At 46.9% G+C, this 22234-nt stretch carries 23 protein-coding genes; 16 read left to right on the plus strand and 7 right to left on the minus strand.

Translation table 11 applies throughout. From position 1 onward, the window contains the following. Positions 1-286: 286 nt before the first annotated feature. The 3 genes from greB (at position 287) to envZ (ending at position 3135) form a co-directional block, all read left to right on the plus strand. Positions 287-772: a transcription elongation factor GreB gene (gene greB / locus E8M12_RS03690; protein ID WP_136734734.1), complete on the plus strand. Its 486-nt coding sequence runs from the start codon at positions 287-289 to the stop codon at positions 770-772. A gap of 211 nt (positions 773-983) precedes the next feature. Beyond that, positions 984-1709, plus strand: a complete 726-nt coding sequence (gene ompR, locus E8M12_RS03695; RefSeq protein ID WP_136734735.1) for an osmolarity response regulator transcription factor OmpR — start codon at positions 984-986, stop codon at positions 1707-1709. Between the two features lie 130 nt (positions 1710-1839). Then, a complete protein-coding gene (gene envZ / locus E8M12_RS03700) occupies positions 1840-3135 on the plus strand; it encodes a two-component system sensor histidine kinase EnvZ (RefSeq protein ID WP_136734736.1) in 1296 nt (431 codons plus the stop codon). Positions 3136-3174: 39 nt separating this feature from the next. Here the strand turns inward: envZ and E8M12_RS03705 are convergent, their stop codons facing one another. The 4 genes from E8M12_RS03705 to hslR all read right to left on the minus strand — a co-directional run bounded on the left by E8M12_RS03705 (position 3175) and on the right by hslR (position 6797). Beyond that, positions 3175-3513: a hypothetical protein gene (locus E8M12_RS03705; RefSeq protein ID WP_136734737.1), complete on the minus strand. Its 339-nt coding sequence runs from the start codon at positions 3511-3513 to the stop codon at positions 3175-3177. Between the two features lie 217 nt (positions 3514-3730). Then, positions 3731-5350, minus strand: a complete 1620-nt coding sequence (pckA, locus tag E8M12_RS03710) for a phosphoenolpyruvate carboxykinase (ATP) (RefSeq protein ID WP_136734738.1) — start codon at positions 5348-5350, stop codon at positions 3731-3733. A 164-nt stretch (positions 5351-5514) separates the two neighbouring features. After that, the gene (gene hslO / locus E8M12_RS03715) at positions 5515-6381 is read right to left on the minus strand and encodes an Hsp33 family molecular chaperone HslO (RefSeq protein WP_136734739.1); all 867 of its coding nucleotides are present in this window, start codon (positions 6379-6381) and stop codon (positions 5515-5517) included. 2 nt (positions 6382-6383) lie between these two features. After that, on the minus strand, positions 6384-6797 hold the full coding sequence (hslR, locus tag E8M12_RS03720; protein WP_136734740.1) for a ribosome-associated heat shock protein Hsp15: 414 nt from the start codon (positions 6795-6797) through the stop codon (positions 6384-6386). A 372-nt stretch (positions 6798-7169) separates the two neighbouring features. Here hslR and gspC point away from each other — a divergent pair, with 372 nt between their 5' ends. From gspC to E8M12_RS03780, 12 genes are read left to right on the plus strand one after another with little or no spacing between them, the layout of a single operon-like run. Further along, positions 7170-8099, plus strand: coding sequence for a type II secretion system protein GspC (gspC, locus tag E8M12_RS03725; protein ID WP_169303026.1), 930 nt, complete (start codon positions 7170-7172; stop codon positions 8097-8099). Positions 8100-8116: 17 nt separating this feature from the next. Beyond that, the gene (gene gspD, locus E8M12_RS03730) at positions 8117-10261 is read left to right on the plus strand and encodes a type II secretion system secretin GspD (RefSeq protein WP_136734742.1); all 2145 of its coding nucleotides are present in this window, start codon (positions 8117-8119) and stop codon (positions 10259-10261) included. A gap of 11 nt (positions 10262-10272) precedes the next feature. Then, entirely contained in the window at positions 10273-11850 is a 1578-nt protein-coding gene (gspE, locus tag E8M12_RS03735) for a type II secretion system ATPase GspE (protein WP_136734743.1), read from the plus strand. Between the two features lies 1 nt (position 11851). Beyond that, positions 11852-13066, plus strand: coding sequence for a type II secretion system inner membrane protein GspF (gene gspF / locus E8M12_RS03740; protein WP_136734744.1), 1215 nt, complete (start codon positions 11852-11854; stop codon positions 13064-13066). An 11-nt stretch (positions 13067-13077) separates the two neighbouring features. Continuing rightward, positions 13078-13545 carry a type II secretion system major pseudopilin GspG gene (gspG, locus tag E8M12_RS03745; protein WP_136734745.1) on the plus strand — a complete coding sequence of 156 codons (468 nt, stop codon included), beginning with the start codon at positions 13078-13080 and terminating at the stop codon, positions 13543-13545. 37 nt (positions 13546-13582) lie between these two features. After that, positions 13583-14161: a type II secretion system minor pseudopilin GspH gene (gene gspH / locus E8M12_RS03750; RefSeq protein WP_169303027.1), complete on the plus strand. Its 579-nt coding sequence runs from the start codon at positions 13583-13585 to the stop codon at positions 14159-14161. Further along, on the plus strand, positions 14145-14537 hold the full coding sequence (gspI, locus tag E8M12_RS03755) for a type II secretion system minor pseudopilin GspI (RefSeq protein WP_136734747.1): 393 nt from the start codon (positions 14145-14147) through the stop codon (positions 14535-14537). Before gspH ends, gspI begins: the two co-directional genes overlap by 17 nt. Next, the gene (gene gspJ, locus E8M12_RS03760) at positions 14534-15142 is read left to right on the plus strand and encodes a type II secretion system minor pseudopilin GspJ (RefSeq protein ID WP_136734748.1); all 609 of its coding nucleotides are present in this window, start codon (positions 14534-14536) and stop codon (positions 15140-15142) included. The genes gspI and gspJ overlap by 4 nt, the downstream gene beginning before the upstream one ends. Beyond that, complete coding sequence (gene gspK, locus E8M12_RS03765; protein ID WP_136734749.1) at positions 15132-16316, plus strand: type II secretion system minor pseudopilin GspK; 1185 nt, start codon at positions 15132-15134, stop codon at positions 16314-16316. The genes gspJ and gspK overlap by 11 nt, the downstream gene beginning before the upstream one ends. Further along, positions 16316-17563: a type II secretion system protein GspL gene (gene gspL, locus E8M12_RS03770; protein ID WP_136734750.1), complete on the plus strand. Its 1248-nt coding sequence runs from the start codon at positions 16316-16318 to the stop codon at positions 17561-17563. Before gspK ends, gspL begins: the two co-directional genes overlap by 1 nt. Further along, positions 17560-18030: a type II secretion system protein M gene (locus tag E8M12_RS03775; RefSeq protein ID WP_136734751.1), complete on the plus strand. Its 471-nt coding sequence runs from the start codon at positions 17560-17562 to the stop codon at positions 18028-18030. Before gspL ends, E8M12_RS03775 begins: the two co-directional genes overlap by 4 nt. Next, on the plus strand, positions 18027-18779 hold the full coding sequence (locus tag E8M12_RS03780) for a type II secretion system protein N (protein ID WP_136734752.1): 753 nt from the start codon (positions 18027-18029) through the stop codon (positions 18777-18779). The genes E8M12_RS03775 and E8M12_RS03780 overlap by 4 nt, the downstream gene beginning before the upstream one ends. Here the strand turns inward: E8M12_RS03780 and E8M12_RS03785 are convergent. From E8M12_RS03785 to rsgA, 3 genes are all read right to left on the minus strand, one after another. Continuing rightward, on the minus strand, positions 18776-19531 hold the full coding sequence (locus E8M12_RS03785) for a glycerophosphodiester phosphodiesterase (protein ID WP_136734753.1): 756 nt from the start codon (positions 19529-19531) through the stop codon (positions 18776-18778). The two genes, E8M12_RS03780 and E8M12_RS03785, sit on opposite strands and share 4 nt — an antisense overlap. 12 nt (positions 19532-19543) lie before the next feature. Continuing rightward, a complete protein-coding gene (gene asd / locus E8M12_RS03790) occupies positions 19544-20410 on the minus strand; it encodes an archaetidylserine decarboxylase (RefSeq protein ID WP_211244976.1) in 867 nt (288 codons plus the stop codon). Positions 20411-20484: 74 nt separating this feature from the next. Continuing rightward, positions 20485-21516: a small ribosomal subunit biogenesis GTPase RsgA gene (rsgA, locus tag E8M12_RS03795; RefSeq protein WP_136734754.1), complete on the minus strand. Its 1032-nt coding sequence runs from the start codon at positions 21514-21516 to the stop codon at positions 20485-20487. Between the two features lie 150 nt (positions 21517-21666). Here rsgA and orn point away from each other — a divergent pair, with 150 nt between their 5' ends. Next, the gene (orn, locus tag E8M12_RS03800; RefSeq protein ID WP_136734755.1) at positions 21667-22215 is read left to right on the plus strand and encodes an oligoribonuclease; all 549 of its coding nucleotides are present in this window, start codon (positions 21667-21669) and stop codon (positions 22213-22215) included. The last annotated feature ends 19 nt before the right edge of the window (positions 22216-22234 follow it).

Genomic DNA, 22234 nt, shown 5'->3' on the forward strand with positions numbered 1-22234 from the left:
TTAAAACGTTAATACCAATCACATTAAGTTTGTGCACAACTCAGAGTTAGGGCAGAGGTTCAGTTACAACATAGATTTCATTGATATAGTCATTCTATATTAATGAAATATAGGGAAGTAAATGGACCTCTGGTAAACTCCCTAAGGGTGAGTTTTAAAGGCGTTTATCCTGCGTTACTGATTTTGACAATGGAACGACCATTCTCTGCAATCAAAGCCTTGTCTAAACGCCTTTAAATTCTCACTGAGTGAGCAATAATTTAATGTGATTGGTATAAGACCATTTATGAAGCGATCAAACTATATCACACGCCAGGGGTGGCAAGTACTGGATGATGAATTGAAGTATCTGTGGAAGCAGGAACGGCCAAAAGTGACCCAGGCAGTTTCTGAGGCCGCAGCGTTAGGAGACCGTTCAGAAAACGCTGAATATATTTATGGTAAGAAACGGTTACGGGAAATTGACCGACGGGTACGTTTTTTGATGAAGCGACTCGATGAGCTAACCATCGTCTACCCGCAACGCCAGCAGGCAGGAAAAATTTTCTTCGGTGCCAAAGTCGGGTTGCTTGATGACGATGATAAAGCCATCGACTACCAGTTGGTTGGTCCCGACGAGTTTGACGTCAGTGTCGGTAAAATAAGCATTGACTCACCGATCGCCAGAGCCTTGCTTGGTAAGCAGGTTGGCGATGAGGTGGTGGTGAAAACGCCACAAGGACAACGTTATCTGGAGGTGGTGAGCATTGATTATGATTTCAGTAGCTTTTAAGCCCTTCGCACAGGCGCCGATTTGCATTATCGTAGGGTTAGAACAAAATATAAATCATAATGCCTGATACAAGCAGCCTCTAATGCTCGTCATAATTTGTAACAAAAGCAGGTGGTTATTTACTTTTCAGCTTTTGATTTTCATCTTGATTCGCTTATAGTGCTGTGTATAGGTAGAGTTAGTCATAAATAATTAACAAGCGAGACATGCCATGGGACAGGAAACCCCGAAAATATTAGTCGTCGATGATGATATGCGCCTGCGGGCATTGCTGGAGCGCTATTTGGTGGAACAAGGTTTTGTGGTGCGTAGTGCCGCTAATGCGGAACAAATGGATCGCTTGCTGGAACGGGAAAACTTTCATTTGCTGGTGTTAGATTTAATGCTGCCAGGTGAAGATGGCTTGTCAATTTGTCGACGCTTACGACAAAATGAAAATCAAATTCCAATCATTATGCTGACTGCCAAAGGCGATGAAGTGGATCGGATTATTGGTCTTGAGCTTGGTGCTGACGATTATATGCCAAAACCGTTTAATCCACGCGAATTGCTGGCTCGGGTAAAAGCCGTGCTGCGCCGTAAAACCCAGGAGGCACCCGGGGCTCCATCAATGGCCGAAGATGTGATTGAATTTGGTGAGTTTTCATTGAACCTGGGAACCCGGGAAATGCGCAAAGGGGACGTCAGCATGCCACTGACCAGTGGTGAATATGCGGTACTGAAAGCTTTGATTACCCATCCGCGCGAGCCCTTATCCAGGGATAAATTAATGAACCTGGCGCGGGGGCGCGATTATTCCGCATTGGAACGTAGTATCGATGTTCAGGTGTCGCGGTTACGGCGCATGCTCGAGCAGGATCCCGCCAATCCCCGCTATATCCAGACAGTGTGGGGATTAGGCTACGTATTTGTGCCAGACGGTAGTGCTGCAGGTTAATGCCAGAGCCGTGTTTGCAGAATTTAGTGTTATGTTTTCTCGAAATTTTCAGGCTTGATTGGGTGACTAACCTAATTTACAAACGGTTATTGCGCTCTATTCGGCCAGCAAAGGTCAACAGGCCCCGATTATGAGAATTTTACCCCGTAGTGCTTTTGGTCAAACGGTCTTACTGATCGGTTTTCTGTTATTGATCAACCAGGTGGTGTCCTATGTCTCAGTGGCGGTGTATGTCATAAACCCGAATCTGCAGCAAATTAATCAACTGTTGGCAAAGCAGGTTAAAGTGGTGTTTATTGATGGTGGTGACGCCGAATTCAGCCCACAGTTAGCCCAGGCGTTTCACCAGGAAACTGGTATCGGTGTATACCGGCAACGCGATGCGCAGATGTCCGGTTTGGACCAGGCCATTTACTATCCATATCTGTCCCAACAAATGAGTGAGTTACTTGGCGGCGAGGCCGAAGTACGAGTTTCTCAGGGGGAGCAATACCTGTTTTGGATCCGTCCCCCCCAGGCGCCAAGCTTATGGGTAAAAATTCCCTTGGATGGCGTTGAGGAACAGGGAAATTTTTCGCCCTTAATCTCCTTCCTGGTGCTGATTGGTATCCTCAGTGTTGCCGGTGGCTGGCTGTTTGTGCGGCAATTAAACCGACCGTTAAAAGCATTGCAAAAAGCCGCCGAAGATGTTGGCCGGGGGAAATTTCCTGAGCCCCTGAAAGAACAAGGCTCGACCGAAGTCATGGCGGTGACCCGTGCATTTAATCATATGTCGAAAGGCATTAAGAAACTTGAAGATGACCGTAGCCTGCTGATGGCAGGGATCTCCCATGATTTACGCACGCCATTGACCCGCATTCGCCTGGCCAGTGAAATGATGTCAGAAAATGAAGATTATCTGAAAGAGGGCATTGAGAAAGATATCGATGATATGAACGCCATTATCGATCAGTTTATCGATTATATCCGTCACGATATGCAGGAAAACACGCAGAAAGTGAATGTTAACCAATTGGTAGAAGATGTCCTTGAACAAGAGGCTCCGGAAGGCAGGACATTCAATGTCAATTATGGTGAGGCTGTCGCCATTCCAATGGTGTATGTGGCGATGAAGCGGGTACTGGCAAATTTGATTCAGAATGCCCTGAAATACAGTGAAGGTGTGATCGATATCAGCACCACGGTCGATCATAATCGCAAGCTCGCCTGTATTGAGGTTGCAGATAATGGGCCGGGAATTCGCGATGACGATGTTGAACGCCTGTTTGAACCATTTACTCAGGGTGATACCGCCCGGGGAACCAAAGGTAGTGGCCTGGGCCTGGCGATCATCAAGCGAATAGTCGACGGCCATGGTGGCAATGTTCGTCTGGTCAACCGTCGTGAAGGAGGGTTGCGTGCGTTGGTTGAATTGCCATTGAAATAGCCGTTAGGTATTCAGGCGCAATAAATTTGGGTGAAGACCCTAATAAATTGTATTAACGACAATGGCGAAACAATTAAGGGCGAGGATAATCAGTAATACCCCTCTCGACATTTCCCGGTTCAGCGCACAAAACGCCATGGCGGCACCAATCTGCATAATTTTACCGATGCCTACACCGACGACAATACCGAGCGTATGAGCCAAATGACGTATGATCAGATTGGCTTCTAAGTCGATAGAACCTGCGGTCATAAATCGGTAAGTAGTGATGAAGTCAAAAACGGCGGAAAGGATTAACAAAGCCCACAATAGCTTATGGGTCTGCAATGCGTACAACAGGTTCTCTTTTAACGGCACTTCCTGGTCAAGAATGATCATTGTTTAGGCACATTTTCTGGTTACTGTTTTTGTTGTTGATGCAACCCCGTCACCACGAAATACCACGTTGTATTATCAATTTTGGATACTGATAAGTTATTTATTAAATCTAGTTGGGAAATAAAAAAAAGCCACCTGCAAATACGCAAGTGGCTTTTTATCAACGTTATCGGCAGCTGGATTATCGTCGCATTGCTACCGTCGTCTGTCCGGTTAATCAGGCGTGGGCGTTCAACTTAGGACCGGCCACAACCAATTGCTGGCCGCGTTCTGTGTCAGTAAACTTGTCAAAGTTGTCGATGAACAACTCGGCCAGATTTTGCGCTTTCTCATCCCAGGCAGAACCATCCTGATAAGTATCGCGAGGATCCAGGATCTGATCATTCACACCAGGTAATGAGGTTGGTACATTCAGGTTGAACACTGGCAAGGTTTTGTTCGGTGCATCATCGATGGAACCATCGAGAATGGCATCAATAATCGCACGAGTATCTTTGATTGAGATACGTTTGCCAGAACCATTCCAACCGGTATTGACCAGATATGCCTGAGCACCAGCTGCCTGCATGCGTTTGCGCAGTACCGAAGCATATTGAGTTGGATGTAAGCTCAGGAACGCCGCACCGAAACAGCTCGAGAAGGTTGGTGTCGGTTCCGTGATGCCACGCTCTGTGCCAGCCAGTTTTGCGGTAAAGCCTGACAGGAAATAATACTCGGTTTGCTTTTCATCGAGTTTAGCCACTGGCGGTAAAACACCAAATGCATCAGCAGTCAAAAAGATTACCTTGGTCGCATGACCTGCTTTTGATACCGGCTTAACAATATTATCGATGTGGTAAATCGGATAGGACACACGGGTATTTTCAGTCTTTGAACCATCATCGTAATCGATGTTACCTTCAGCATCGACAACAACGTTTTCCAATAAGGCATCACGACGAATTGCCTGGTAGATATCGGGTTCATTTTCAGCGCTCAGATTGATGGTTTTGGCATAGCAGCCGCCTTCAAAGTTAAATACGCCGTTATCATCCCAGCCGTGTTCATCATCGCCGATAAGCTGACGTTTTGGATCCGTAGACAAGGTAGTTTTGCCGGTACCAGACAGACCAAAGAAAATCGCAACATCGTCGTCTTCGCCCACATTAGCGCTACAGTGCATTGAAGCGATGCCTTTCAGTGGTAGCAGGTAGTTCATCATCGAGAACATACCTTTTTTCATCTCACCGCCATACCAGGTACCGCCAATCAATTGAATACGCTCAGTCAGGTTGAAGGCGACAAAATTTTCCGAATTTAAGCCCTGTTGCTGCCAGTCTGGGTTATTGGTTTTGGCACCATTCATCACAACAAAATCCGGCTCGTAATCTGCAAGCTCTGCGTCGGTCGGACGAATGAACATGTTTTTGACAAAATGAGCCTGCCAGGCAACTTCAGTAATAAATCGTACTTTTAAGCGTGTATCAGGGTTAGCACCACAAAATGTATCCATCACGAACAGACGTTTTGATGATAATTGTTTGGTGACCAGGCTTTTTAGCGACTGCCAGGTTTCCTGTGACATTGGTTTGTTGTCATTTTTTCCTTGATCAGACCACCAAACAGTATCGCGAGTTAAATCATCACGGACGATATATTTATCTTTCGGTGAGCGACCGGTGAAAATGCCGGTATCGACGGCGACAGCGCCAGACTTAGTGACTTTCCCTTGTTCAAAACCTTCCAGACCCGGCTTGGTTTCCTCTTCAAAGAGTTGTTCATACGAAGGGTTATGAATGATTTCCGCAGTATTTTCAATGCCGTATTGGGTTAAATCAAGGGATTTGGCAGCGGTCATTTTGATTGTGCTCCTGAGTGCGAGTTATTGTTACTATAACGGTGAGGCGATGCGCCTGGCGAAATACGGGCAAATAGTAACGAAAAAGCGGAGTCAGTGGAAGCCAATTCTGAAAGTTTCCAGGTAAACTTTCAGAATTGATACATCTTGTTCACAAATCAGGATTAATGCTGGCTCTGTGGGTTTAACAGAGGTTGTAATTTTTGTCGGTCGAAGTGATAAGTTTTCTGGCAATAATCACAGGTCATGTCAAAGCTCATGTACTCCTCGATATGATCCTCGATTTCCTGCCTGGAGAGGCTGGTGATCGCAGCCAGGCATTTATCTTCGGAACAACTGCACTGAAAGCTTACCGCCTGGGGCTCGAACACCCGAACCTTTTCCTGATGATAAAGACGATGTAGGAGTTGTTCAGCGTCAAGATTAAACAGTTCTTCATCTTTTACTGTAGCGGTAAGGTGACTAATGTGCTCAAAATCACTCAGTTGTTGTTCTTTATCGTCGGAATCTGGCAGCACCTGTAACAACATGCCGGCAGCCAGCCGCTTTTCGGCGTCGACACTTAACCATATTCTTGTCGCTAATTGTTCGGATGTTGCGAAATAATGTTCCAGGCATTCACTTAAGGTCTCGCCTTCCAAAGCGACAATGCCCTGATACTTTTCACCTTGTTTGGGCATGATGGTGATAACCATGGTGGCTTTACCAACCAGATCCGTGAGTGATTTTCTCAGGATAGGACCATTGACCTGTGCCACACCACGCATTTGTTGTTTGTGGTTACCATTGATGACGGCAAAAGCTACCGGGCCATCGCCCTGCAACTGCACCGAGATTTCACCTTCAAATTTTAAGGTTGCGGTTAACAAACAGGTTGCCGCCAGAAGTTCACCGAGTAGCTGGGTGACCTCTACAGGGTAGTCATGGCTACCGATAATGTCATCGAAACTTTGTTTAAGCTGAACGACTTCTCCGCGAACGTGTAATTGTTCAAACAGATAACGATTTAAGACATCAAAGTTTTCGTTCACGGTTAGATCCTTTCTTTAAATTGTCGAATTTGCCGACGTTGTTTTTTGTCGGGCTTAGTGTCGGTTGCAGGAGAGAGCAATAACCCTTGTTTGCGCGCCTGGGCATTTGCTTCTCTGCGATTAATACTTTCCTGAGTTTCCTGATACAGGGTCTGAGCAAATGTCGCATCTTTGCGTTTGTCTGCCAGGGCGGTGATGATAACTTCCTTTTCTTCGAATCCTTGTCTGACCCGAATCTTGTCGCCGATACAGACTATTTTTGCCGATTTACTGCGTTGTCCATTATAGAATACTTTTCCGCCTTCTATCATTTGCTTAGCAATTGCCCGGGTTTTATAAAACCGCGCAGCCCAGAGCCATTTATCGAGACGAAACTGGACTTCGGATGCATTGTCTTTATGGGGTTTTTTAGCCATAACATCTCCACGAAATTGGGGCGCGAATCTAACATAGTCGTGACCATCAGGCCAGTCTCCCCTGGTTAATTATTAACCGTAAAGTTAAATTAACGGAAAAAAAAACCGCAATGCCTTGTTGCCGCTGTGTTGGTCAAGTATTATCGGGCAATCACATAACGGCGACACGATGTTTGCACTGCATTTGCACCGACTCAATTTTCTTTTTTTTCCATTGAGTTAACTGATTTTTTCTGGCGCGAAATAGCGCCCATTAGATTCAGAAGCATAAAATACGAAAAAGTGGTGATTGAGTTAGTAATTAACCTTAAGACAAACATCGTCTCTAGACTATTATAATAAATTAAACAAATGTTTATGGATTTGGCTCAGATGACAGAAAGGCTCTCGCAAATATGGCAACGGCTACCACAACAGGGTATTGGCCGGGCCTTGGGTGCTTTGCTGATTATTTATATCGTCTACATGTTAGCCAAAGCTACCTGGTTAATGTTTCCCGACCCGCAGGTCGTAGCAATCAAATCTTCTGCTTCTGATATCAATCAGTCGGCTTCCACCAGATTCGATACCAGTGCCTTTAAAAAGCTCAACCTATTCGGGGTTAAGGTCGCAAAGCCCGATAATCAGCAAGTTCGTGAAATTGAGGAAGAGTCGGCACCGGAAACCCGACTGAACCTGACCCTGACTGGCCTGGTTGCCTCCGATGACCCGGCAGTAGCCGCAGCTATCATCGAGTCACAGGGTAAACAGGAAACCTATGGTATTGATGACAAGATTGAAGGCACCAGGGCCATCTTAAAACGTGTGAAACTGGATCGGGTGATTATCGAAACCGCCGGACGCCTTGAAACCCTGATGCTTGATGGCTTTGAATACACCACCACCGTGCCAGCCGCGACCAAGGTTACTGCCCCAAAAACGACCCCATCTACACCGAATCGCCGCACCCTGACCAATACTCAAACTCAGGCTAACCAGAGCAAAATAAGAGAGCGGGTGGCACAACTTAAGGCGGATTTGAAAGACAATCCGGCGAAATTTACCGATTACATAAAAGTCGCCCCGCTTCGGGAACGTGGTCAAATTAAGGGCTATCGGCTGAGCCCGGGGAAAGACAGAGAATTCTTTAGCGATGTTGGCCTTAAACCAGGAGATATCGCCCTTAGAATCAATGGCAATGACCTGACGGATATGCGCCAGGCGCAGCAAGCCCTGATAGAGCTACGTCAGTCTGCACAATTGTCACTCGTAGTCGAACGAGGCGGGGAAATACATGATATTTCCCTCGATTTACAAAACTAATAAAGTGGAGAACACCCATGCGCCTCTTTGCTAGCGCAAAACAATTTAAACGTGCTGCTCTGTTCAGTGTCAGCGCCATGCTGATGTCCAGCAGTTTGTGGACGGCATCCAGTTTTGCCGCGCAGTACTCGCCTAATTTTAAAGGCACCGAGATTACTGAGTTCGTCAATATTGTTGGTAAAAACCTGAAAAAAACCATCATTGTTGATCCTAAGGTAAGAGGCAAAATTAACGTTCGTAGTTACGATTTGCTTTCCGAAGAGCAGTATTACCAGTTCTTCCTCAACGTGCTGGAAGTCTATGGCTTTGCTGTGGTTGAAATGGAAAACAACGTGCTTAAGGTCATTCCTGATAAAGACGCTAAGAGTTCAGCAATCCCGGTCGTTGGCGATGAAGCCCCAGGCCAGGGTGATGAAATGGTTACCCGGGTTGTCTCAGTACGCAATGTATCGGTGCGGGAATTATCACCGCTATTAAGGCAATTGAGCGATCAGGCCGGCGGCGGTAACGTGGTTCACTACGAACCTTCCAATGTGATTATGTTGACGGGTACAGCCGCGGTGGTAAATCGTTTGGTTGCCATTATTGATCGGGTTGACCGGGCCGGTGACCAGGACGTCAATATTGTTAAACTCGAATACGCTTCTGCCAGTGAAATGGTGCGAATTATCGAAAACATCAATAAACCGGCATCCGGTAAAGCCGATACACCGGCATTCCTGATTCCCAAAATTGTTGCCGATGACCGTACTAACTCAGTGATTATCTCCGGTGAGGGAAAAGCCCGTGATCGTATCGCCCGGCTGATCAGCCGCCTCGACAGTGAGCTGGAAACTTCGGGTAATACCCGGGTTTACTATTTGAAATATGCCAAAGCGGAAGACTTAGTCACCGTATTGCAAAGTGTCTCCGATACCATTCAAAAAGAATCGCAAAGCAATACAAATACGCCACGAAGCACTCGCAGTGGTAGCAATCGTAATGTCACTATTGAGTCGCATAGCGATACCAATGCGTTGGTGATTACTGCTGAGCCTGACATGTTACGCTCACTCGAGTCGGTGATTCGCCAGCTTGATATCCGTCGCGCCCAGGTCCATATTGAAGCCATTATCGTTGAAGTGTTCGAGAGTGAAGGTGCGCAATTAGGTGTGCAGTGGGGAAGTGAAGAAGGTGGCTTTACCCAGTTTACCAATGGAGTTGCCCCGATTTCACAAATCGCTGGAGCCTACGTCGCTGGTCAGGGGCAAGAAGCGGCACAAACCGAAATTGTAAATCCTGATGGTTCAATTACTCGTTCTAATAACCCGGATGAACGCGACGATTTCACCTTGTTGGCGCAATTGCTGGGTAATGTTAATGGCATGATGTTTGGTATCGTCGAGGATGGCTGGGGCGCTGTAGTTCAGGCCGTTCAGAGCGATACCAACTCGAATATTCTGGCGACACCAAGTATTACCACGCTGGATAATGAAGAAGCCTATTTTATTGTTGGCCAGGAAGTACCAATCATTACGGGTTCTTCAACTGGTTCGAATAACTCCAATCCGTTCCAGACTGTTGATCGTAAGGAAGTCGGTATCAAGTTACGGGTAACACCGCAGGTAAATGAAGGCTCTGGCGTCCAGCTTACTATCGAGCAGGAAGTTTCCAGTGTCAGCGGCGCTACCGAAGTGGATATCGCAATTAACAAACGGGAAATTAAAACCACGGTCATGGCCGATAATGGCGCGACGGTGGTACTCGGTGGATTGATTGATGAAGACGTTCAGGAAAGTCAGCAAAAAGTACCACTGCTTGGCGATATTCCGATTCTTGGACACTTATTCAGCTCGACGGGTAATACGGTGCGCAAACGCAACTTAATGGTGTTTTTACGTCCAACCATCGTTCGTGATGGTAAGGCGATGGATGTTATTTCCCGCGAGAAATATAACTTTATTCGTGCCCAGGAAATCCGTAAGCAGGAAGAAGGTCTGTATCTGCTTGATGATGATGCCCTGCCATTAATGCCTGACTGGAACCAGAGCCTGGAATTACCACCGACGTTTGAAGATTATATGGAACAGCGCGAAGTGCTACAGGAGCAGCAGGAAGAGCAGGGTAATCAACCGACTCCGGAAGAAGAAAAGCAACCACTTCAGCCGCGCCAACCATCTTAAGAGATTAGATCATGAGCCAGTTTGAGCAGTCAGAGCAAGCACCAGAACAAGAGGTGGCACAACAGCCATCGACCGACACCGAGGTGGAACTCGGTGTTGCTGAGGAGACTGGGGCGGATGCGACACCGCATCAGTTACCTTTCTCCTTTGCAAACCGCAATAAGGTGTTGCTGGAGCTTCGCGATGATGGCTTTGCCTTGCATTGTACTTCAGGGGTAACAACGGATGTGCTACTCGAGGTGCGCCGCTATCTCGGTGAGACGTTTGTGGTAGAACAGCATTCTGATGATGAATTTGAACAGTTACTGACCCTGGCGTATCAACGAGACTCTTCCGAAGCCAAACAGATGATGGAAGATATTGGCAAAGAAGTGAATATGTACTCTCTGGCCGATGAGATCCATGAAGCGGAAGATCTGCTTAACAACGAAGATGACGCACCGATCATCAAGCTGATCAACGCCATGCTCAGTGAAGCAATCAAGGAAAATGCCTCCGATATACATATTGAGACCTTTGAAAAAGTGCTGAAGATTCGTTTTCGGGTCGATGGTGTGTTACGCGAAGTATTGCAACCAAATCGCAAGCTTGCCTCAATGCTGGTGTCGCGGATCAAGGTTATGGCAAAACTGGATATCGCCGAAAAACGGATACCCCAGGATGGTCGTATTTCGCTGCGAATTGGTGGCCGTGCTGTTGATGTGCGGGTGTCCACCATGCCATCGAGTCATGGCGAGCGTGTGGTACTGCGATTGCTGGATAAAAATGCCGCGCGTCTGAATCTGCAGGATCTGGGGATGACAGATACCATCCGCGAGCGTTTCAGTGACATTATTAATAAACCGCACGGCATTATTCTGGTTACCGGCCCGACGGGTTCTGGTAAAAGTACCACCTTGTATGCGGGATTGACGCAAATAGACAATACCGAACGCAATATCCTCACCGTAGAAGACCCGATAGAATTTGATATCGAAGGCATCGGCCAGACCCAGGTTAATACTAAAGTCGATATGACCTTTGCCCGCGGCTTACGCGCCATTTTGCGTCAGGATCCAGACGTGGTCATGGTTGGTGAGATTCGCGATTTGGAAACCGCACAGATCTCCGTGCAAGCCAGTTTAACCGGTCACCTGGTATTATCGACGCTGCATACCAATACCGCAGCCGGTGCGATAACCCGTCTCGAGGATATGGGTATTGAGCCGTTCCTGATTTCTTCGTCATTATTAGGGGTGTTGGCGCAACGTCTGGTCAGAACCTTGTGCGACGAGTGTAAAGAGAGTCATGTGCCCACTGGGGAAGAACGGGCGTTGATGGAATTACAACCGGACGATGAGCCAGAGATTTTCCGGGCAAAAGGGTGTGTCAGCTGTAATTACAGTGGCTACCGTGGTCGTACCGGTATTCATGAACTTATCGTGGTCGACGATATGGTTCGGGAACTGATCCAAAACGGTAAAGGTGAGCGCGCCATTGAAAAAGCGGTGCGGGGTCATACACCGAGTATTCGAGATGATGGTGTCAATAAAGTTTTAGCCGGATTGACGACTTTGGAAGAAGTCATGCGGGTCACCCGAGAAAGCTAAGATGGCAGCATTTGATTATCAGGCCGTCAATACTGGCGGTAAGAACATTAAAGGTGTCATTGAAGGGGATAATGCCAGGCATGTTCGCTCGTTACTGCGCGAGCAGGGGTTAATTCCTCTTGAAGTTTCACCAAGCCTGGCGAAAGCGCAGCAGCAAAGTGCAGCTAAGTCGCTGTTTGCCAGAAAAATATCGTCTACCGAACTGGCACTCATAACCCGGCAGCTGGCGACCTTGGTGGAATCTGGTCTACCACTCGAAGAATCGTTAATGGCGGTTGGCGAGCAATGCGATAAAGACAAGCTGAAAAGTATGATCATGTCGGTACGCTCGAAAGTTACCGAAGGTTATTCGCTGGCCGAGAGCATGGCCGAATTCCCTCTTGTTTTTGATGATTTATTCCGCGCTATGGTTGCGGCTGGGGAAAAGTCTGGTCATCTGGATAAAGTCCTGAATCGGCTTGCCGATTATACCGAGCAGCGACAGCAAACCCGCAGTCAGATGCTACAGGCAATGATTTATCCTATCGTCATGTTGCTGGTTGCCAGCGCCGTAATTATGGCGCTGCTGATATACGTGGTGCCGCAAATCGTTAGCCAATTTGAGCATATGGGACAACAGTTACCCGGTATGACTCAATTTTTGATTGCCAGTAGCGAATTTTTGCAGGACTATTTGCTGGTCATTCTCATTGCTGTGTTTTTGCTTTACCTGGCGTTTAAACAAATGATGAAACGGCCAGGTTTTCGTAAATCGGTGCATCAGTATGTCTTGCGGTTGCCACTGGTGGGAAGAATTATACGTGGCCTGAACACCGCGAGGTTTGCCCGTACGTTAAGCATTCTGACTGCCAGTGCAGTGCCTTTGCTGGATAGTATGCGCATCGCCGGTGATGTATTAACTAACGATTTTATTAAAGAAAAAGTGCAGCAAAGTGCAGATCTGGTCAGAGAAGGCTCGAGCCTGCGTAAAGCATTGGAGCAAACCAAATTGTTTCCGCCAATGATGCTGCATATGATTGCCAGTGGTGAAAAGAGTGGCGAACTGGAACAGATGCTTGGCCGGGCAGCAGACAATCAGGACCGTGAATTTTCGGCGATTGTCAGTATTGCCCTGAAAGTATTTGAACCGCTGATTATGGTGGCGATGGCCGTCGTGGTATTATTCATTGTATTGGCGATTATGCTCCCAATCATTGAATTAAATACACTAGTTTAAGATGGAGTAGTATGAACATGAATCGAACTAATCAATTGTCGCGTGTAAAGGGTTTTACACTGATTGAAATTATGGTGGTTATCGTAATTTTAGGTATTCTTGCCGGCCTGGTTGTCCCTAATATCATGGGGAATCTTGGTAAAGCGAACATCCAAAAAGCGATCTCCGATGTCAGTGCCTTGGAAAATGCGCTGAATATGTACAAAACCGATAATTACCGCTATCCAACCACAGATCAGGGATTAGAAGCCTTGGTTGAAGAAACCGATATTGACCCGGTTCCTCGTCGCTTTCAGCCTGGTGGTTACATCAATCGCCTGCCACAAGACCCTTGGGGCAATGAATATGTGTTAATCAGCCCGGGCGAATTTGGCAACATCGATGTGTTTAGTCCAGGCGAAGACGGCGAAGCGGGTACCGATGATGATATCGGTAACTGGAATCTGGAAGAGTGGCGTTCCGGTAAAACTAAGGACTAACTATCTTCTTTCCGATGATGACTGCAGGAGGCCTGTTTTGAACCGACTATCACGTGGCTTTACATTACTGGAAGTAATGTTAGTGATCGTGATTATTGGCATCATGGCTTCCCTGTTAGTGCCAACATTACGAGGCAAAGACTTTAGTAAAGATCTTGAGTTGCATGCAAAACGTTTTAACGCCATGTTTACCTTAGCGGGTGAATATGCGCTGTTAAACAATTTCGAATTAGGCCTACTGGTTGAAGATAATGCCTACGAGTTTTATGTCTTTGACGGTAAGCGTTGGCAACCACTCGAAGAAATGGAACGCTTGCAAAAGCAAGAATTTTCAGAGCCTTTCAGCATTAGCCTGAACCTCGAAGACCTACCTATTGAACCGCAAATGGGTATCGATAGTGACGATTTTGAAGAGCGCGAGGACGAGTTTTATCTTGATGAAGAAGAAGAGCCTGTCTACCCTCAGGTGTATATCCTCTCTGGTGGCGATATCACCCCATTCCAACTGACGTTTACGTTTGATGATGGCTTTGAGCCACCCATTTATTATCTGGTCAGTGCCAATTACACTCTTCCCTTGATCATCGAAGGACCTCTGGATGCTGCGCCAAATTAATAAAATGGCCGCCTTTACGTTGGTGGAAGTGATGATTGCGATGGCAATTTTTGCCATTGCGGGCACGGCAATATTTAAGGTTGCCAATTCGACTCTGATTGGCACCTCCCGCCTCGAAACCACCACCATCGCTCAATGGGTTGCATCAAATCAATTGGTAGAGGTTACGCTCGACCAGAGCTGGCCGCCGAAGAAAAATCAGAAAGGCGAATTAGAAATGGCGGATCGCCAATGGCACTGGTTACAGATTGTTGAAGAAACTGAGGATAAGCGCATGCGAGCCGTTACTATCGAGGTTCGCGAAGATCCTGCCGACGCCTATCCGGTCGCCTCATTAATGACATATGTTAGCCAACCCGCCGGAGGCGCGGAATGAGAAACCGTGGCTTCACGTTTTTAGAGGTGATTCTGGCGATGGCGATTTTCGCTTTGGTTGGATTAACCAGTGCCACCATGTTGTCTAATGTACTGAAATCAAGTGACATAGCAGAGGCCAAGAATGCCCGGCTGGTTGAGTTACAGCGCGCATTTTTAGTGATGGAACGGGATTTTTTGCAGATGACAAAGCGTTCTGTCCGGATCGAAGGCGAAGCGCCGCTACAAGGATTCCTGCACAGTAATGAATCCACCTATTCCAGTAATACCCATGGTATCGCGTTTGTGCGTCAAGGTTGGTCAAATCCAGCCTTGCTTTTGCCGCGCAGCGATTTGCAGGCGGTGGCTTACCAACTTGAAGAGGACACCTTAAACCGTCTGCACCGTATTTTTGTCGACACTGTGGTTGGTGAAGAGCCAAAAGTTCGTGCGTTGATACAGGGTGTCGAAAAAGTCGATTTTGAATTTTTTTACAGTAATAAATGGATTGGAGATCTGCAAACGGGCGAAGAATTGCCTAAGGCCATCGCTGTGGAAATAGAGTTGCAGGATCTGGGCCTGATACGTCGCGAGTTTTTAGTTGCGGGGACGGGCAATGACAGTTAAATGTTCCTTTTCCCGAATCTCCCGTACCAACAACCAGCGCGGCGTGGCGCTGGTGATAGTTCTTATGGTCATTGCGTTAACGACCATACTCGCTACCCAAATGAGTAGTTCGCTGATTTTTCAGCAGCAGCGCAATGAAAACCTGGAGTCGAACCAACAGGCATACTGGTACGCCATGGGCGCTGAAGCCTTTGCCAAAAGTGTGCTCTATCAGGATTTCCAGGATGATAAAAATGTTACCCACTTAGGTCAACGCTGGGCGATTGGTGAGACCAGGTTCCCGGTGGATCTTGGCGAAATCAGTGGTGAAATTAAAGATGCGCAGGCTTGTCTTAATTTAAATGCACTAATTAATGACGAGATGCCATCAAATAATAGCCTGCCAACTGCTAACAGCCAGAACAATAATGCCGGCAATACCAATAATCAAAATAACACCAGTAATAATGCTGGTAATGCCAATAATCAAAATAACAATGCCAATAACGGCTCAAATAATCCGAACAATCCCAATAATAATGCCGCCAATCCAGGTGGCAATCAGACCAATGGTGAACTTGCCAAGGCGGCATTAAAGGAACTGATTATTGCCCTGGAGGTAGACGGGATTGGCAATTTTGAAGCTGAATCGATGACCGAAGCATTGGTTGATTGGCTCGATGAGGATAATTCCATCGTTAGCGCTGGTGGCGCCGAAGATGATGATTATGCATCGAAAGAGTATCCTTATCTTGCGGCCAACAGCAAGCTGGCTTCAGTGAATGAATTGCGGGTGATTGAGCATTTTACGCCGCAGGTTATTCTGGCCATGAAACCTTATGTCTGCGTATTACCGAATAATGATTTACATCAAATCAATATTAATACGTTGGATGCGGAAGATACCGTTCTATTGCAGGCTCTGCTTGGTGGGACCGATGCTGGCACCGCCCAGGATATACTCTCGGCACGTCCCGAAGACGGCTTTAAAACCATCGGTGATTTTACCAGTTTGTCACAGCTGGCAAACGTCAGGAACATAAACCAATTCAAACAACAATTTGTTGTCGATAGTCAATACTTTACACTCACAACCAAAACCAACTTTAATGGCAGTTATTTTACGTTAAACTCTATTTTTAAAGTGGATAATAATAAACTACTGGTGATCAATCGGAGCATCGGAGCACATTAATGAGAGAAACACTATATATCCGGCTCGGCAGCCAGGCCCACGATCCCGTATTCTGGTTGATAACATCAACTGAGCAGAACGATGAAATCGCCTCCGGTCAGTTGTCAGGGGCACAGCAGTTGTCCGAGCTAACCGATAAAGCGCGCAATCGCGATGTCAAGGTACTGGTAAACAGTGCCGATGTTCGCCTGAAAGCTGTGCAGGTACCGGGTAAAAATGACCGGGCGATTCGGCAGGCGACACCTTATATGCTCGAAGAAGATTTGGCTCAGGACGTTGATTCCTTGTTCTTTGCATACAGTAATCCCCCAGCGGATTATGAGGGGGAGGCTAATACCTTTGTCGCTATCGTCGCCCATAAACAACTGGCAACCTGGTTGTCCTGGTTGCATGACGCCGATATCACCGCAAAAATGATGTTGCCTGATGTGTTGGCGATGCCTGTCCACGAACAGCGTTGGGTAGCAATAAATCTCGATAAGCATTGGCTTGTGCGCATCGATGCCTGGCAGGGTTTTGTTGTCGACCAGGACAATATAGATTTATTTTTACAACAATATGTCCAGGAGAACGACGGTGTTGATACCGACATTCAGGTGCAGTGTTACTCGCAAACTGCCGACTTTGATTCCGCCGCGCTGCCAAAAGGTATCAGCATTGAACAGATGCCGCAGGAATTGCCGCTGAAGTTGCTCAGTGATTATGCACCAACGACTCGGTTTAACTTATTACAGGGGCAATATCAGTTTAAAGAAGAACGCTCGCCTCTGGTTCGTTTTTACTTAAAAGTAGCGGTTATCGCCATGCTCGCATTATTGGTTAACATGCTCGTTAAGGGCATGGAAATCTATCAGAATACCGGTAAATATGAGCTATATTCGCAGCAAATTGAGAGTGAATATAAGAAAGCTTTTGGTCAGAACCAACGGGTTCGCATGTCGACGGTGAAGCGACAGATCGCGACAAAACTACAGGAACTTGGCGGTGGTAATAGCGATCAAAACCTGTTAGCAATGCTCGAAAAAATCCGCCCGGCATTTGTCTCTGTGCCGACGATGAAACCAGACGCCATTAAATATGATAACAAGCGGGGCGAGATTCGTTTGTCAGTGGTTGCCAGCAACTACCAGGCATTTGAACAATTCAAGCAGGCGTTGGAAAAAGAACAGATGGACGTAACCACAGGAGCCCAGAATAACCAAGGTGATCAAGTGGTTGGCTCTTTCAATATTCGGAGTAAATCATGAACGACTGGTGGCAAGGCTTAAACGCCAGAGAGCAGAAAATGGTCGGCGGCTGTACCCTGGTGCTGGTATTGGCATTGTTCTGGTTTGCTCTGTGGCAACCCCTGAATGAAAGTGTAAATCGGTCACAGGTTAAAGCACAGCAACAGGAGCAATTATTACGTTGGGTTCATGAGAATGTTGCGAAATATGAAGAGCTTAAACGCCAGGGTGGTAATCGTGGTAGCTCAGGAAGTCTTTCGGCGGTGGTAAATCGTACGGCGAAACGTTACCAGATAGATATTGCCCGCATGCAACCACAAGGAGACGATTTGCAGGTTTGGATTGATCAGGTAGCTTTCAATGACCTGATACACTTTCTTGAGCAAATTCAACAACGTGAGGGTTTAGTTATCCAGGCCATTGATATTGTCAGTGGCGATGAGCAGGGCACGGTGAAAGTGCGTCGTTTACAGGTAGGAAGAGGATGAGCAAATTAAAAACAGGAATTTTATACACCGGCGGCTTTTTGCTGTTGTACGTGTTATTCGTTGTCGTTTTAGCTCCGGCCAATAAATTAATTGCGCTTATTGAACTGCCGCAGGGCATTGCCCTGCACGATGTCCAGGGTTCGGTATGGTCTGGGCGCGCAAAAACCATGTCGACGCAAAATTATGAAGTCGACAATGTCGACTGGCGTTTGAGTCCGGTTTCGTTGCTAACCGGTTCGCCAAGTGCCGACGTTGAATTTGGCCGCTCGCCCAAGTCAGGACCAACCGGAAACCTTACTATTGCCAATGAGCAATCACATGTCGGTTTTAGCGATGGCAAGATTCAAATTGATGCAGCACAGGTGCTGAGCCTGCTTACATTACCGGTTGATATGCAAGCTTCCGGACTGGTAACTGTCGATATCAATAAATTTACCACCGGAAAGCAGCTCTGTAGTGAGGTTGACGGTCAAATTCGCTGGCAACAGGCAGGTATCATGGCAATGAATGAAAATATTGCCCTGGGGGAATTCAATGGCCTGTTAAGCTGTGAAAATAACTCGTTGGCCATCACCCTTGATCCAAACAACGACCTGGGCCTGGAATTGTCCATTTATATCCGAGAGCGTGGTCGCATCGCGGCTCAGGGCTATATTACCCCGGGTGAAAAATTCCCTGCACAAGCACGACCTATCCTCGACTTTCTTGGCCCTAAAGATGCTCAGGGACGTTATCGGATTCGTATCTAATCCTGTAATCTGGTGTTTGCAAGCATCGGGTTTAACCCCGGCACCTGCTGACTTTGCAGGTGCGCCACTTTAATCAGCGAACGGGTTGGGTAATTACTGAAAATACCATCCACGCCGAGGTGGTGCATCTCAACAATATCTTCTTCATTATCAACCGTATAGACAAAAACTTTTAGCCCTCGTCGATGCGCGTCATCGACAAAGTCCTGATTTACGAAATCAATATCAATATGGACACTATAGGCATTCAGGCGTTGTGCAAAGCTGGCATAATCGAGTGGACAGCTGGCGGTCAGGGCACCGGTATTGAGGTGACTGTTGAGGGTTTTTAGTTCAAACAAAAGATGATGGTTGAACGACGAAAACAGAAACTGGCTGGGCTGAAAATTCCACCTGGCAATCGCTTCATCCATCACTTTCATCATTGGAATCACCGTGCGTTCGGCTTTTAGTTCAATATTGACCAGGCACTCGCCATTGATACATTCAAGGACTTCATTGAGTGTTGGTGCCGCCTGGCCTTTACCAACATCAATCAGCTTAATTTGCGCCAGGGTTAAATCGCGGATGCGTTTCAACGGTTTGAGCTGGCTTTTCAGCCAGCGATCATGGGTAACAATAAGCTCGCCATCCGCAAGCAGGTGCACATCAATTTCGATTGCATCGACCTGCATTGCCAGCGCTCGTTTAATAGCCAACAGCGTATTTTCTGGCTCATGGCCGCTGGCACCCCGGTGTGCGAATACCAGCATTATCCGCCTCGCTTAGTTATTTACCTGGGCATATGGTTGCCCAAGTCGGGTTACGGTTTCAGGACCAGCACCAGGAGTAAAGTCAACGGTGTCTTTGGCAAATACACATACCACAGTGGATCCTAACTTAAAGCGTCCCATTTCAGCGCCTTTTTCCAGCACGATGGCATCGTCACCCGTGGCGGGATATTGCCAGCTGACAATGTCTTTTCCAGCTGGTGGGGTAACGGTACCGGCCCACACGGTCTCGATGCTGGCAACGATGGTTGCGCCAACCAGAACCATCGCCATGGGTCCAATTTCGGTATCGAAAATGGCAACTACCCGCTCATTGCGGGCGAATAGATTTGGTACATTCTGCGCGGTTAATGGATTGACTGAGAATAACTCTCCGGGCACATATATCATTTCTCTTAAGGTACCGGTCATCGGCATATGGATACGGTGATAATCCTTAGGTGCCAGGTAAATGGTAGAAAACTTGCCATGTTGAAATGGGGCCGCCGTCTCTTCTTTGCCACCAAGCAACGATTGCAGCGAGTAGCTAAATCCTTTCGCCTGGATAATTTGGTCATCAACGATATCGCCTTGCTGCGAGATGGCGCCATCCACCGGATAACAGATTTCTGTTGGATCCGCATTGATGGGGCGCAGGCCATCTTTCAATTCGCGGGTAAAGAAATCATTAAACGTCTTATAATCTTCAGCGTTTTCAAGTTTCGCTTCTTTCATATCGATGCCATAGGCCTTGATAAACTGTTTGATCGCAAAACGCGTAAGGCCTCCAGCCTCTGCGGCGGCAAAGTAGCCGACTAATCGAGACAATCCATGTTTTGGCATGGCATACTGCAGGGCAATTTTAAAATTATCCAATGACACGAAAGATTTCCTTTAAGTAGTGCTCGCCTGCCTGCTAAAGCAAACGAAACAGACTAATGCAAGTATAGGTTTTATTACTGAAACCGTGAGGTAAGCTTATTACCGTCAAGGCTTGCCAAAATACGCTGATAGCTGGCGAATCGTACAGCATCAATCTGGCCTTCGTCAACGGCGGCAACCAGAGCGCAGCCGGGATCGTTTTGGTGCTTACAATCTCGGAATTTGCAATGACCGAAAAATGGCTGGAATTCGATAAAGCCGGCATCGACTTGCTCAGGAGTGAGATGCCAGAGACCGAACTCGCGGATACCGGGCGAATCAATTAAGGAGCCCGAATCTGGCAGGTGATAAAGACGGGCAACCGTCGTGGTATGCTGGCCAAGTCCTGAGTTATCTGATACCTGCTGGGTTAATAAGTCTAGCCCCGGCATCAGGGTATTCACCAACGTCGATTTTCCCACTCCGGACTGACCGACAAATATGCTGGTTCTGTCTTTTAGGCGTTCGCGGATGGCGTCGATGCCGGTTCCGGTTTTGCTGCTCACTTCAATGACCTGATAGCCAATGCTCTGGTACAACGCAAGTTGGCTCTGGATCAATGCCTGTTGTTCATCATCGGTTACAAGATCGACTTTATTCAGCACAATAACCGGTTCGATACCAGTCAGCTCAGTAGCGACCAGGTAACGATCAATAATATCCGGGTTAAAGGCCGGTAAGATTGATGAGACGATAAAAATTTGATCAATATTTGCAGCAATAGGCTTTAAACCGTCATAAACATCTGGGCGGGATAACTCGGAGGAGCGCTCATGGACGGCTTCAATAACACCACTGACCGCATGTTGTGTTTCTTTACCAAGTCGCCATACGACCCGATCACCACATACCAGGCTTTTTACTGTGCGACGGATATTACAGCGATAGATGCTTCCGTTTTCATCTTCTACATCGGCGTGTTGGCCAAAGCGAGAAATCACTATCCCGGATTGTTGCTCACCCAATTCATCATCCTGCCAGTCAATTTTTTCATTTTTTAACTTACTGGACAGATTTGCTTTAATGCGTCGATGCTGACCTTTAGTCAGTTTTTTACGTTTAGCCACGATATTGCTTCATTTAAGTTTCCACCAACCGCTGAGTTGATCCTGAACAAATATTAATTATAAAAAATTTGGCGTATTATACCCCCAGCCATGGCAGATTGCATCTGCGTGGGCTGCGACTGTGTTGGTATAAGGTAAGCGGGAGTAACAATGAGTCTTATTGATGAAAACAATCTAATCTGGCTGGATTTGGAAATGACAGGCCTGGATCCCATCGAGGATCAGATTCTGGAAATTGCCACTATCGTAACCAACAGCGAGCTTGAAATTCTGGCGGAGGGTCCTGTATTTGCTATTGGCCATAGCCAGCAAACCATGGATAACATGAATGAATGGTGTATCAACCAACATGGTAAAAGTGGTTTGACAAAACGGTGTCTTGAATCTGACGTGACCCTGGACCTTGCCTGGCAGCAAACGCGGGAGTTTTTAGAGCAATATGTGCCGGAAGGGAAATCTCCCATGTGCGGCAATAGTATTGGTCAGGATCGACGCTTTCTTAATGCCTATATGCCGGAATTTGAACAGTACTTTCATTATCGCAACCTTGATGTCAGCTCAATCAAAGAGCTGGTACGTAGATGGCAACCGGATATTTTGAAAAAGGTGAAAAAAACCGGCACCCACCTGGCACTGGACGATATTCGTGAGTCTATCGACGAGCTCAAAGTATACCGCCAGCACGCCTTTAAAATATGATGAAAAATTAACCGTTTAC

This window comes from Thalassotalea mangrovi (assembly GCF_005116735.1).
In the GTDB taxonomy this organism is placed as follows: domain Bacteria; phylum Pseudomonadota; class Gammaproteobacteria; order Enterobacterales; family Alteromonadaceae; genus Thalassotalea_A; species Thalassotalea_A mangrovi.

Bases quoted from the DNA above. Each gene is read 5' to 3' on its own strand.
- E8M12_RS03780 (WP_136734752.1), top strand. From the start codon at position 18,027: ATGAGCAAATTAAAAACAGGAATTTTATACACCGGCGGCTTTTTGCTG.
- greB (WP_136734734.1), top strand. From the start codon at position 287: ATGAAGCGATCAAACTATATCACACGCCAGGGGTGGCAAGTACTGGAT.
- hslR (WP_136734740.1), bottom strand. From the start codon at position 6,797: ATGGCTAAAAAACCCCATAAAGACAATGCATCCGAAGTCCAGTTTCGT.
- gspK (WP_136734749.1), top strand. From the start codon at position 15,132: ATGACAGTTAAATGTTCCTTTTCCCGAATCTCCCGTACCAACAACCAG.
- gspI (WP_136734747.1), top strand. From the start codon at position 14,145: ATGCTGCGCCAAATTAATAAAATGGCCGCCTTTACGTTGGTGGAAGTG.
- pckA (WP_136734738.1), bottom strand. From the start codon at position 5,350: ATGACCGCTGCCAAATCCCTTGATTTAACCCAATACGGCATTGAAAAT.
- ompR (WP_136734735.1), top strand. From the start codon at position 984: ATGGGACAGGAAACCCCGAAAATATTAGTCGTCGATGATGATATGCGC.
- gspD (WP_136734742.1), top strand. From the start codon at position 8,117: ATGCGCCTCTTTGCTAGCGCAAAACAATTTAAACGTGCTGCTCTGTTC.
- gspG (WP_136734745.1), top strand. From the start codon at position 13,078: ATGAACATGAATCGAACTAATCAATTGTCGCGTGTAAAGGGTTTTACA.
- E8M12_RS03785 (WP_136734753.1), bottom strand. From the start codon at position 19,531: ATGCTGGTATTCGCACACCGGGGTGCCAGCGGCCATGAGCCAGAAAAT.
- gspE (WP_136734743.1), top strand. From the start codon at position 10,273: ATGAGCCAGTTTGAGCAGTCAGAGCAAGCACCAGAACAAGAGGTGGCA.
- E8M12_RS03705 (WP_136734737.1), bottom strand. From the start codon at position 3,513: ATGATCATTCTTGACCAGGAAGTGCCGTTAAAAGAGAACCTGTTGTAC.
- gspL (WP_136734750.1), top strand. From the start codon at position 16,316: ATGAGAGAAACACTATATATCCGGCTCGGCAGCCAGGCCCACGATCCC.
- E8M12_RS03775 (WP_136734751.1), top strand. From the start codon at position 17,560: ATGAACGACTGGTGGCAAGGCTTAAACGCCAGAGAGCAGAAAATGGTC.
- gspJ (WP_136734748.1), top strand. From the start codon at position 14,534: ATGAGAAACCGTGGCTTCACGTTTTTAGAGGTGATTCTGGCGATGGCG.
- orn (WP_136734755.1), top strand. From the start codon at position 21,667: ATGAGTCTTATTGATGAAAACAATCTAATCTGGCTGGATTTGGAAATG.
- envZ (WP_136734736.1), top strand. From the start codon at position 1,840: ATGAGAATTTTACCCCGTAGTGCTTTTGGTCAAACGGTCTTACTGATC.
- gspC (WP_169303026.1), top strand. From the start codon at position 7,170: ATGACAGAAAGGCTCTCGCAAATATGGCAACGGCTACCACAACAGGGT.
- gspF (WP_136734744.1), top strand. From the start codon at position 11,852: ATGGCAGCATTTGATTATCAGGCCGTCAATACTGGCGGTAAGAACATT.